Here is a 12,039-nt window from a genome sequence, read left to right on the forward strand (position 1 = left end):
AACGTAAGATTATGTTTATACAAGATTTTTTAAATAAAAAGAGTTGCTAATAATCTTAGAAAATAATTATTAGCAACCACTTTGTCCACTTGGTGTAGTTTTTTTAAAATCAGCATCCATTTTGTCTACTACACCTTTATCTATTTAGTGCAATTATTGATTGATTAAACGATAGATTTCAGGATCTTTTCTATCTAAATAGTGGAATGATTGAATACGACGAATTGTCCGAGAACGTCCACGAATCAGGAGGGTTTCTGTTGTTGCGATATCACCTTTACGGTGTACACCTTTGAGTAAATCGCCATGGGTAATTCCCGTAGCTGAGAAAACAAGATTATCATCGCGGACTAACTCATCAAGCAGTAATACTTTATTAATCTCTACACCCATTTCTTGGCAGCGACGGCGTTCGCTTTCTGCAAACTGACGGTTTTCTTCACTATCGCCTTTAACAACCTCTCTGGTTAGTAAGCGAGCTTGCATTTCACCACCTAAAGCACGAATTCCTGCAGCAGCTACTACTCCCTCTGGCGCACCACCAATACAATACATCATATCGACACCTGTATCAGGTAAACAACAAAGCAATGCAGCAGCGACATCACCATCAGGAATTGCCAAAACTTTGACACCAAGTTGTTGCATTTTATAAATCACATTTTTATGACGTGGTTTATCTAAGGTGACCACAGTAAGTTGAGATAACAATTTACCCATTTTTGAAGCAACACGACGTAAGTTTTGTTCTAAAGGAAGATTGAGATCAACCATACCTTTCACTTCTGGACCAACGACTAATTTTTCCATATACATATCAGGTGCACGTAGAAATGTATTCGGACCACCAGCAGCTAATACAGCAATCGCATTAGCTTGTCCCATGGCTACCATACGAGTACCTTCGATAGGGTCAACTGCAATGGCAATTGGTTCTTCTTGAGTTCCTTTACCTAGCTTTTCTCCAATATATAGCATTGGCGCTTCATCTATTTCACCCTCACCGATAACAATTTCTCCGTTCATTTCAATTTGATTTAACATCGTCCGCATCGCTTTCACAGCAGCTGCATCTGCTGCATTTTTATCTCCACGACCTAGCCATGAGAAACCCGCTAATGCTGCAGCCTCGGTGACACGAGAAAATTCAATTGCCAATGCTCTTTTCATAATTTTTCCTTACCCTATTGATTGTCAAAACCGCCTAATTCTAGCACTTGGCAAACGATTGCTTAACTAATTTGTGAAAGATTTTTTTAATTTAGATGAAATGGAATCTTATCTAAGATAGAATGTTAGCCATCCTGATGTATTGGACAACTAATGAGGAAGAATAACAATGTCTTTAGAAATCTTAGATCAACTTGAAGCAAAAATTAAACAAGCAGTAGAAACTATCCAACTTCTTCAACTTGAAATTGAAGAATTAAAAGAGCAAAAAGCAAACGCAGAACAAGCAAATCAAGCTCTTCAAGCAGAAAAATCTCAACTTAATGCAGAAAATGCACAATTAAAAGAAGAACAACAACGTTGGCAAGAACGTTTACGTTCATTAATTGGACAAATTGAGAACGTTTAATTAAACGCTTTTTTGATAGCAACCCACTTTATTATGGCTTAATAAAGTGGGTTCATTTTTCTGCAAAATAGAGAATAGAATCAGATCTGATCATAATTAGATTTGATTCTATTTTCTTGTTTAACCACTATTGTAGAAATGATGTAAAAGAAATATTGATAGGATTGATAAGATGAAACAGCAACCTATTATTGGGTTTATTTTAGTATTAATTGCAATTTTGATGTGGGGAACATTACCTATTATTTTGCAACCTGTATTACCTTATATCGATAATCAAACCGTTGTTTGGTGCCGGTTTTTCGTTGCTGCTGTGGGTGCTTATCTTATTCTCTTTATGGGGAAAAAACAGGCTTTGCGTCCATTATTAAAACGCCAGCATCTTATTTTTCTGTTATTAGGGATTATGGGGCTTTGTGCAAATTTTCTACTATATAATTTAACTCTCAAATATATTCCGGCGACAGTAAGTCAAGTATTAAGTCCGTTATCTTCCTTTTTTATGCTAATTTGTGGCATTTTTATTTTTAAAGAAAAACTATTACGTCATCAAAAAATCGGATTGTTTATTTTATTAATAGGATTAGGTTTATTTTTTAATGATCGTTTTGCTGATTTTTCTTATGTGAATAATTTTTCATTAGGTATTTTCTTCTGTGTGATGTCGAGTGTAGTGTGGGTAGTTTATGCAGTGGCACAGAAATTTTTACTCAGACATTTTAGTTCCCAACAAATTTTATTTGTGATGTATTTAGGGTGTACATTAGTGTTTTTACCAACGGCAGATCCATCTCAATTAGCTACGCTTTCGCCAATTACTTTACTGTTTTTATTTTATGGATGTGTCGGGACTATCTTAGCTTATGGTTGTTATGCTGAGGCGTTAAATCGGTGGGATGTATCTAAAATTAGTATGATTATGCCATTGATCCCGATTGTGACTATGCTATTTTCGTATCTTTTTGCCCTTATCGCGCCAAGTTATTTTAGTTATCCAAGTTTAAATATAGTGAGTTATTTAGGTGCGGGTGTTGTAGTTTTTGGAGCTTTCTTTTCCTCAGCAGGGCATAAATTTATTGGCAAGTAATATGGATTAAGGAATTATCCTAGATACCGTTGTACCTAGGATAATAGAGATTACTCTTCTACAGTAACAGATTGAATAATAACATCCTCTACTGGGACATCATCATGGTAGCCTTTGCGAGTAGTTTTTACGCCACGGATTTTATCAACAACATCCATACCTTCGACTACTTCACCAAATACAGCATAACCCCACTCTTGGACAACTTCACGACCGAACATCTCTTTAGCACGGTAATCTAAGAAAGCATTATCAGCAACATTAATGAAGAATTGTGCTGAAGCTGAATGTGGATCAGAAGTACGTGCCATTGAGATGGTGCCACGTTTATTACTTAAACGATTATTTGCTTCATTACGAATCGGAGCTTTAGTGGCTTTTTCTTTCATTCCCGGTTCCATACCACCGCCTTGAATCATAAAGCCATCAATAACACGATGGAAAATAGTATTGTTATAAAAGCCTTCTTTGCAGTAATTTAGAAAGTTTTCTGCGGTAATTGGTGCTTTTTCAAAATTTAATGCGATTTTAATATCGCCAAAATTGGTATGTAGTATTATCATTAGCTGTTCCTTAAATAGCGTTGTAAAAAACGGCGTTATTATTCCACAAAATACAAAAGTGGTCTATTTTTGTGAAATCGAGCAGATGTAGTTCATTATTTATAAAAGGTCATTAATATGTTAAAGATTTTCAATACGTTAAAACGAGAAAAAGAAATTTTTACCCCTATTCATCCAAATCAAGTCGGAATGTATGTTTGTGGAGTAACTGTTTATGATCTTTGTCATATTGGACACGGAAGAACATTTGTTAGCTTTGATGTAATTGCACGCTATTTACGTTATTTAGGGTATCAACTGACTTATGTACGTAATATTACGGATGTAGATGACAAAATTATTAAAAGAGCATTAGAAAATCATGAAACTTGCGAGCAATTAGTAGATCGTATGGTTGCAGAGATGTATCGAGATTTTGATGCATTAAATATTTTACGCCCCGATTTTGAACCAAGAGCAACTCATCATATTGCAGAAATTATCGCTTTAGTTGAGAAATTAATTGCTAATGGACACGCCTATATTGCAGATAATGGTGATGTGATGTTTGATGTCGATTCCTTTGCCGATTATGGTAAATTATCACGCCAAGATCTCAGTCAATTACAAGCAGGGGCAAGAGTTGAAATTAATGGGATTAAGAAAAATCCAATGGATTTTGTCTTATGGAAAATGTCAAAAGAGAATGAACCTAGCTGGCAGTCACCTTGGGGAGCAGGACGTCCTGGGTGGCATATTGAATGTTCTGCGATGAACTGCAAGCAACTGGGCGAACATTTTGATATTCATGGTGGTGGTTCAGATTTGATGTTCCCTCATCATGAAAATGAAATTGCACAATCGTGCTGTGCACATGGTGGGGCCTATGTGAATTACTGGTTACATTCTGGGATGATTATGGTCGATAAAGAAAAGATGTCTAAATCGTTAGGCAATTTCTTTACTATCCGTGATGTATTGCAACATTATGATGCAGAAAGTGTACGTTATTTCTTATTAACCGCACATTATCGTAGCCAACTGAATTACAGTGAAGAAAATCTTAAATTAGCCCATTCAGCATTAGAGCGTTTATATACGGCTTTACGTGGTACAGATGCGACTATTGCGCCAGCAGGAGGAGAAGATTTTGTTGACGCATTTAAAGCTGCGATGGACGATGATTTTAATACACCAGGTGCATTATCCGTATTATTCGATATGGCACGAGAATTAAATAAATTAAAAGCAGAACAGCAACCACAAGCAGATGCTTTTGCTGCTAGGATGCGTGAGTTAGCTGGTGTATTAGGTTTGTTATACCAAGATCCAGAAACCTTTTTACAAGCTGGCTTAGATGATGATGAAACCCAAGTGATTGAAGCATTAATCCAGCAACGTAATCAAGCTCGAGTCAATAAAGATTGGGCAGCAGCAGATGCAGCACGAGATAAATTAAAAGAAATGGGCGTGGTGATTGAAGATAGTGCAAGTGGCACGACTTGGCGTAAAGCGTAATTTACGTAGGTGATAGTAGAAAGCGTCCTTATGATCAAGGACGCTATAACATACTAATATCAATAAAAAACTGCCGATAAATTTCGGCTTTTTTATTGAGGGCGAGTGGATAAGCTCGTGAAGAAGAGGGTAAACGGTATAACCGATATAGTTGGTTATTGATCTCGAATTGGCAACTCTCTCCAGTAGCAGGGGTATCAATCTTATTCGGTAATAAAGAAAGTAGTGTTTCAGTTGCTTTCTCGCCAGCGGTCATAATTGTATGACAGTGAGGAATTTTGCTTAAGAGTTTAGCAATATCCACAGGTTCAATAATTTGTAAAAATTTATCGGAAGCGTTACCTTGTTGGCGAAAAATTTTGTAGCCGCTATCAAAGACGGCAATGCCTTTTTCTTGTAAAAACTGTTCGATCCTAGGCTGATCAAAAGCAGTTTTATCTTCATTCAAAAAATAATCTTTATTATCAAAAAAGACTAATCCATAGATACGCCACATATCGTTTTGAAAATTAGGGTAGTAAAAGTTCATTTTCCAACGATGTTTCGGTGGTGGGAAACTGCCTAACATCAGCATTTTAGCGTTAGGTGGTAGAAAAGGGGATAATGGATGTATTTCAATATTTTCTGTCATAATTGAATAAAATAAAAAGCTCGCCCTTAGTGAGCGAGCTAGAAAAATAAAAATGATTAAGCAACTAATTGTTTTAAGATACGGCGGATTGGTTCTGCTGCACCCCAAAGTAATTGGTCACCTACGGTGAAAGCCGCTAGATATTTAGGTCCCATATTGAGTTTACGTAAACGACCCACTGGTACGCTTAAAGTGCCTGTTACTTTTGCTGGTGTTAATTCACGTAGTGTGGTTTCTTTATCATTTGGAATAACTTTGACCCACTCATTGTGAGAAGCAAGAATTTGTTCAATTTCTGCTAAAGGTAAGTCTTTCTTCATTTTGATAGTAAATGCTTGGCTGTGGCAGCGTAATGCACCGATACGTACACATAGACCATCAATAGGAACTGGGTTTTCAGATAAACCAAGAATTTTGTTAGTTTCAGCATAGCCTTTCCATTCTTCTTTGGTTTGACCACTTTCTAGAAGTTTATCAATCCAAGGAATTAAGCTACCGCCTAATGCTGCGCCAAAGTTATCAGTTGGGAAGTCATCTGCACGCATTTTTGCAGTAACAGCACGTTCAATATCTAAAATTGAAGAAGCAGGATCCTTGAGTTCTGCTTCAACAACGCCATGAAGTTGTCCCATTTGCACTAATAATTCACGCATATTTTTAGCACCTGCGCCACTTGCTGCTTGATAAGTTGCGACTGAAACCCATTCAACAAGGTCACGTTCAAATAGACCACCTAAAGCCATTAACATTAAACTTACTGTACAGTTACCACCTACATAAGTTTTAATTCCTTCTTTCAACCCTTTATCGATCACATGTTGATTGACAGGGTCAAGCACGATAATGGCATCTTTTTCCATACGTAGTGCAGAAGCTGCATCTACCCAGTAGCCGTCCCAACCAGTAGCACGTAATTTAGGATATACTTCATTGGTATAATCCCCACCTTGACAAGTAACAATAATTTCTTGTTGTTTTAATGCATCAAGATCATAAGCATTAAGAAGAACGCCTGCATCTTTTCCCGCAAAGGTTGGCGCTGGTTGACCTGCTTGTGATGTAGTAAAGAATGTTGGTGCAATATTGGCAAAATCTTGTTCTTGTTGCATACGGTCCATTAATACTGAACCCACCATACCGCGCCAACCAATAAAACCGACTTTTTTCATTGTTATACCCTCATTAGTTAATTTTGAAATAAATGCTGTGTTTTTTTGATAAGGCTTAATTAATTACTCTATAAAATGAATTAAATCAATAGTTGATTCTCAAAAAAGATGAAAAAGTCTAAAATTTGTTGAAGTATTTAGCAAACAGTATGGGAATCGCTATAACAACGGTGGTTTTTATATTTATTTGCTATGATATATGGAGCAATAAAGCAAAATTCGCTTGGAGAAAATAATGACAAAACGAATTATTGTTGGGATTTCTGGTGCGTCTGGTATCGTTTATGCAATCGATCTATTACAAACATTACGCCAGTTAAAGATTGATGTAGAAATTCACGGAGTTGTAAGCCAATGGGCGCGGGAAAATTTACGTATTGAAACGACAATAGAATTATCTAACCTCTATGATCTAATGGATTATCATTATGCAAATCATGATATGGCAGCGACTATTGCATCAGGCTCTTATTTAATTGATGCAATGGTGATTGTGCCTGCAAGTATGAAGACAGTTGCTGGAATTGCGTGCGGTTTTCATGACAGTTTAATTGGTAGGGCGGCAGATGTAACCTTAAAAGAACAACGTAAATTAATTATTGTGCCGAGAGAAACTCCCTTAAGTGTGATCCATCTAGAAAATTTAACTAAATTAGCGAAGTTAGGGGCTCATATTATTCCCCCTATTCCTGCGTTTTATCATCCGCCGCAATCGATAGATGAGTTAATCCGTCAACAAACAACGAAAATGTTAGATTCTTTAGGGATTGCATATCCAGATGCAGAGCGTTGGCAAGGTTCTTTTCGGACTAGTAAACGCTAAAATTTTGAAAAAGTAGGTATTTTTATAGAAAAAAATCTTAATTTTGAGAGGTAACGCACTAAATTGTGCATCATATTGGGTTAAGATAACTCATATTGAGGAGTTTTTAGCAAGATGATAACGAGATTAAATTTGTTTCCGCTTAGTATAAAGTAAGAATTTTCTCTGAAAATGCCTATTCTACATTCAATAAAATAGAAAAATATGCAAGAATAAGCACCGTTTATTTTATCGGTAAAATACAAATTTCCCCTCTCTTTTCTTTTTTAAGATGTCGTGAAAATTTGTAGGATATATAAAAGAAAATTCTTCTTTTAAAACTAATAGGATTTTTATGAAAACAACGGCAGAAATTAGACAAGCTTATTTAGATTTCTTTCATAGCAAAGGACACCAAATTGTTGCGAGTAGTTCATTAGTGCCAGAAAACGACCCGACATTGTTATTTACTAATGCTGGGATGAATCAATTTAAAGATGTTTTCTTAGGTGTTGATAAACGCGCTTATCATCGTGCAACCACAGCACAACGTTGTGTGCGAGCTGGCGGTAAGCATAACGATCTTGAAAATGTTGGATATACCGCACGTCACCATACTTTCTTTGAAATGTTAGGTAACTTTAGTTTCGGTGATTATTTTAAGAAAGATGCAATTCATTATGCGTGGGAGTTTTTGACCTCAGCACAATGGTTAGGGTTACCAAAAGAAAAATTATGGGTAACTGTCTATGAAACGGATGATGAAGCTTATGATATTTGGCATAAGGAAGTAGGCGTACCAGCAGAACGTATTATTCGTATTGGAGATAATAAAGGCGCACCTTATGCTTCTGATAACTTCTGGCAAATGGGTGATACAGGTCCATGTGGTCCGTGTACAGAAATTTTCTATGATCATGGTGATCATATTTTGGGAGGTCCTCCTGGCTCACCAGAAGAAGATGGCGATCGCTATATTGAGATCTGGAACGTGGTATTTATGCAATATAACCGCCTTGCAGATGGAACAATGGAAAAATTGCCAAAACCATCTGTAGATACAGGAATGGGATTAGAACGAATTAGTGCTGTCTTGCAACACGTAAACTCAAACTATGATATTGATATTTTTAAAGTATTGATTGCTAAAGCGGCAGAAATTATAGGTGAGAAAGATTTAAATAATAAATCTCTTCGTGTGATTTCTGACCATATTCGTTCTTGTGCATATCTGATTGCTGATGGTGTATATCCATCTAATGAAGGCCGTGGTTATGTATTGCGTCGTATTATTCGCCGTGCAGTACGTCATGGTCACCTATTAGGCGCAAAAGAAACATTCTTCTATAAATTAGTCCCAACTTTGATCGAAGTGATGGCTCAGGCTGGTGAGATTGTTAAAGAAAAACAAGCACATATAGAAAAATTATTACGTTTAGAAGAAGAACAATTTGCGAGAACATTAGAGCGTGGTTTAGCGTTGTTAGATTCTGAGCTTGCTGGATTAAATGGAAGTGTGCTTTCTGGAGAAGTGGCATTTAAGCTTTATGATACCTATGGTTTCCCTCTTGATTTAACGGCGGATGTTTGTCGTGAACGTAATATTACGATTGATGAAGAAGGCTTTAATCGTGAAATGGATGCACAGCGTGAGCGTGCACAAGCAGCAAGCCAATTTGGTATGGACTACAATAATTTGATTCGTGTTGAAGGAACAACCGCATTTGAAGGTTATCATGAAGTTGAAAGCCTCGCTAAAGTTTCTGCAATCTTTATTGATGGAAAACAGGTTGAAGAAGTTAATGCAGGACAAAGTGCCGTAATTATTCTAGAAAATACCCCATTCTATGCTGAATCAGGCGGTCAAATTGGAGATAGCGGTGTATTAGAAAGTGCAGATGTTTTATTCCAAGTAAAAGATACCCAAAAGTATGGTCAGGTTTTTGGACATATTGGTGAATTAGAAAAAGGTCAGATTAAAGTTGGTCAGACATTAAATGCGATTGTTGATGCAAAACGTCGTCAAGCAACATCTTTGAATCACTCTGCAACTCACTTGTTACATGCTGCATTACGCCAAGTATTAGGTACACATGTTGTCCAAAAAGGTTCATTGGTTTCTGACAAAGTATTACGCTTTGACTTCTCACAACCAGAAGCAATTACTAAGGCTCAACTTGCAGAGATTGAGCGTTTAGTTAACGAACAAGTGCGCGCGAATCATCCAGTAACAGTAGAAGTTATGGATATTGAATCGGCAAAAGCAAAAGGTGCGATGGCACTATTTGGTGAGAAATATGGTGATGAAGTTCGTGTGATTACTATGGGGGATTTCTCAGTTGAACTTTGTGGTGGGATCCATGTAAAACGAACAGGTGATATTGGTTTCTTCAAGATTGTTTCAGAAAGTGCGATTGCTGCGGGAACTCGCCGTATCGAAGCTGTAACTGGTGAAGAAGCATTTAATGCCGTATTAGCTCAACAAGCATTATTAACACAAAGTGCAGATTTGTTGAAATCTGATGTCGCATCAGTTGTAGAAAAAATTCAACAATTACAAGATAGAGCGAAAAAATTAGAGAAAGAGCTGCAACAACTCAAAGAAAAATCTGCCGTTCAAGCAGTTTCTGATCTAGCGCAACAAGCGCAAGAATTGAATGGTGTTAAAGTAGTCATTGAAGCAGTAAATGGTGTTGAACCAAAATCATTACGACTAATGGTAGATGATTTGAAAAATCGACTTGGTTCCGCTGTTATTGTTTTTGGTGCAACACAAGATGAAAAAGTCAATCTTATTGTTGGTGTTACCCAAGATGTAACCAGTAAAGTAAAAGCAGGGGAATTAGTTAATTTACTTGCTCAATTTGTTGGGGGTAAAGGCGGTGGCAGACCAGATATGGCAATGGCTGGTGGTAATGAGCCTGAAAAATTAAACGAAGCATTAGCCTTTGCGCAAAGTTGGTTAGTGGATAAGCTATAAGTTAGTCCACCTCTATTAAGGAGGTGGCATCCTCGTGCGATGAACCTATCTGAAAGTAGAGATTGATAAATTTCGCTAATATTAATACAGGAAAAGGAGTGAATTATGTTAATTCTAACTCGAAAAATGGATGAGAAATTATTAATCGGTGATGATATTACAATCAGTGTGTTAGAGATACGAGGCAATCAAGTCAAAATTGGCGTTGATGCACCAAAGGATGTTGCTATTTATCGTGAAGAGATTTATCACAAGGTAAAAGAAGCGAAACTAAAAGAGCAAGACAAAGAATAATTTTGACAATATAAAATGAGGTACAACATGGAGAAAATAACCTGCTTTAAAGCCTATGATATTCGAGGAAAATTAGGCGAAGAGTTAAATGCAGATATAGCTTATCGAATCGGACGTGCTTTTGGGCAATTTTTAAAACCGAAAAGTATTGTTGTTGGTGGAGATGTTCGCCTGACAAGTAAAGAGCTAAAGAGTGCTGTAACAAATGGATTATTAGACTCAGGAGTAGATGTTATTGATCTTGGGCAAACTGGGACAGAAGAGATCTATTTTGCAACCTCATTTTTAAAAACCGATGGCGGAATCGAGGTTACAGCAAGCCATAATCCAATGGATTATAATGGTTTGAAACTTGTACGTGAGGGTTCTCGTCCAATTAGTAGTGATACAGGTTTAAAAGATATTCAGCGTTTAGCTGAGGAAAATAATTTCCCTGAAGTTACCAAACGTGGTGAATATAAACAAATTTCAGTCGTGGATGACTATGTAGCGCATCTTCTTTCTTATATTGATTTAAGTAAGTTAAAACCATTAAAGTTAGTGATTAACTCAGGTAATGGTGCCGCTGGTCCAATTATTGATAAGATTGAAGCGGTATTTAAACAAAAACAAGTACCAGTAGAATTTATTAAAGTTCATAATGATCCTGATGGTACTTTCCCTCATGGTATTCCTAACCCACTTTTACATGAAAATCGCCAAGACACTATTGATGCTGTTTTAAAACATAAAGCAGATATGGGCGTAGCATTTGATGGTGACTTTGACCGTTGTTTCCTTTTTGATGAAAAAGGAGAATTCATCGAAGGTTACTATATCGTAGGCCTATTATCTCAAGCATTCTTACAAAAAATGCCTGGTGCCAAAATTATCTATGATCCACGTTTAATCTGGAATACAGAAAAAATTGTAGCAGAGAATGGCGGTGAAGCAGTAATGTCTAAATCTGGCCACTCTTTCATTAAAGAAAAAATGCGTAGTGTAGATGCGGTTTATGGTGGAGAGATGAGTGCGCACCACTATTTCCGTGATTTCTTCTATTGTGATAGTGGTATGATTCCGTGGTTATTAGTGACAGAGTTACTCTGCACAACAGGAAAAACCTTAGGTGAGTTAGTGGGTAATAGTGTAGAAACTTTCCCATCACCAGGTGAAATCAATAGTAAATTGGCAGATGCGAAAGTTGCCATTGAACGAGTGAAAAATGCTTATGCACCAGGAGCAGTAAGTGTGAATGATTTAGATGGTATAAGCATTGAATACCCAGATTGGCGTTTCAATTTGCGTTCTTCTAATACAGAACCTGTTGTACGTTTGAACTTAGAAACTCGTGGTAATAAAGCATTAATGGAAGAAAAAACAGCCGAAGTTTTAGCTTTGTTACGTCAGTAATCGATTTTCCCGAATGGGATAGGTAAGATAACCGCACATTTGTGC

The 12,039-nt window shown here is 36.8% G+C and carries 11 protein-coding genes; 7 read left to right on the forward strand and 4 right to left on the reverse strand.

Going from position 1 to position 12,039, the window contains the following annotated elements; all coding sequences use genetic code 11:
- Positions 1-153: 153 nt before the first annotated feature.
- The gene (gene glpX, locus QV06_RS10905; RefSeq protein WP_065235138.1) at positions 154-1,170 is read right to left on the reverse strand and encodes a class II fructose-bisphosphatase; all 1,017 of its coding nucleotides are present in this window, start codon (positions 1,168-1,170) and stop codon (positions 154-156) included.
- Positions 1,171-1,339: 169 nt separating this feature from the next.
- Between glpX and zapB the strand changes: the two genes are divergently transcribed.
- Positions 1,340-1,579, forward strand: coding sequence for a cell division protein ZapB (gene zapB / locus QV06_RS10910; protein WP_065235139.1), 240 nt, complete (start codon positions 1,340-1,342; stop codon positions 1,577-1,579).
- 172 nt (positions 1,580-1,751) lie between these two features.
- A complete protein-coding gene (locus QV06_RS10915) occupies positions 1,752-2,666 on the forward strand; it encodes a DMT family transporter (RefSeq protein WP_065238163.1) in 915 nt (304 codons plus the stop codon).
- A 50-nt stretch (positions 2,667-2,716) separates the two neighbouring features.
- Here the strand turns inward: QV06_RS10915 and QV06_RS10920 are convergent, their stop codons facing one another.
- Entirely contained in the window at positions 2,717-3,229 is a 513-nt protein-coding gene (locus QV06_RS10920; RefSeq protein ID WP_065238164.1) for a peptidylprolyl isomerase, read from the reverse strand.
- 117 nt (positions 3,230-3,346) lie between these two features.
- Here QV06_RS10920 and cysS point away from each other — a divergent pair, with 117 nt between their 5' ends.
- On the forward strand, positions 3,347-4,726 hold the full coding sequence (gene cysS, locus QV06_RS10925) for a cysteine--tRNA ligase (protein ID WP_065238165.1): 1,380 nt from the start codon (positions 3,347-3,349) through the stop codon (positions 4,724-4,726).
- A gap of 43 nt (positions 4,727-4,769) precedes the next feature.
- Here cysS and QV06_RS10930 read toward each other — a convergent pair whose 3' ends face one another.
- On the reverse strand, positions 4,770-5,357 hold the full coding sequence (locus QV06_RS10930; protein WP_065238166.1) for a DNA glycosylase: 588 nt from the start codon (positions 5,355-5,357) through the stop codon (positions 4,770-4,772).
- Positions 5,358-5,413: 56 nt separating this feature from the next.
- A complete protein-coding gene (gene asd / locus QV06_RS10935) occupies positions 5,414-6,526 on the reverse strand; it encodes an aspartate-semialdehyde dehydrogenase (protein WP_065238167.1) in 1,113 nt (370 codons plus the stop codon).
- Between the two features lie 235 nt (positions 6,527-6,761).
- On the opposite strand from asd, the gene QV06_RS10940 reads away from it, so the two are divergent.
- The 4 genes from QV06_RS10940 to QV06_RS10955 all read left to right on the forward strand — a co-directional run bounded on the left by QV06_RS10940 (position 6,762) and on the right by QV06_RS10955 (position 11,994).
- On the forward strand, positions 6,762-7,349 hold the full coding sequence (locus tag QV06_RS10940) for a UbiX family flavin prenyltransferase (RefSeq protein ID WP_065238168.1): 588 nt from the start codon (positions 6,762-6,764) through the stop codon (positions 7,347-7,349).
- A gap of 334 nt (positions 7,350-7,683) precedes the next feature.
- Positions 7,684-10,308, forward strand: a complete 2,625-nt coding sequence (gene alaS / locus QV06_RS10945; RefSeq protein WP_065238169.1) for an alanine--tRNA ligase — start codon at positions 7,684-7,686, stop codon at positions 10,306-10,308.
- A 105-nt stretch (positions 10,309-10,413) separates the two neighbouring features.
- Complete coding sequence (csrA, locus tag QV06_RS10950) at positions 10,414-10,602, forward strand: carbon storage regulator CsrA (RefSeq protein WP_065234162.1); 189 nt, start codon at positions 10,414-10,416, stop codon at positions 10,600-10,602.
- A gap of 27 nt (positions 10,603-10,629) precedes the next feature.
- On the forward strand, positions 10,630-11,994 hold the full coding sequence (locus QV06_RS10955) for a phosphomannomutase/phosphoglucomutase (RefSeq protein ID WP_065238170.1): 1,365 nt from the start codon (positions 10,630-10,632) through the stop codon (positions 11,992-11,994).
- Positions 11,995-12,039: the final 45 nt, after the last annotated feature.

The sequence above is a fragment of the Gallibacterium genomosp. 3 genome, assembly GCF_001678475.1.
Taxonomy (GTDB): domain Bacteria; phylum Pseudomonadota; class Gammaproteobacteria; order Enterobacterales; family Pasteurellaceae; genus Gallibacterium; species Gallibacterium faecale.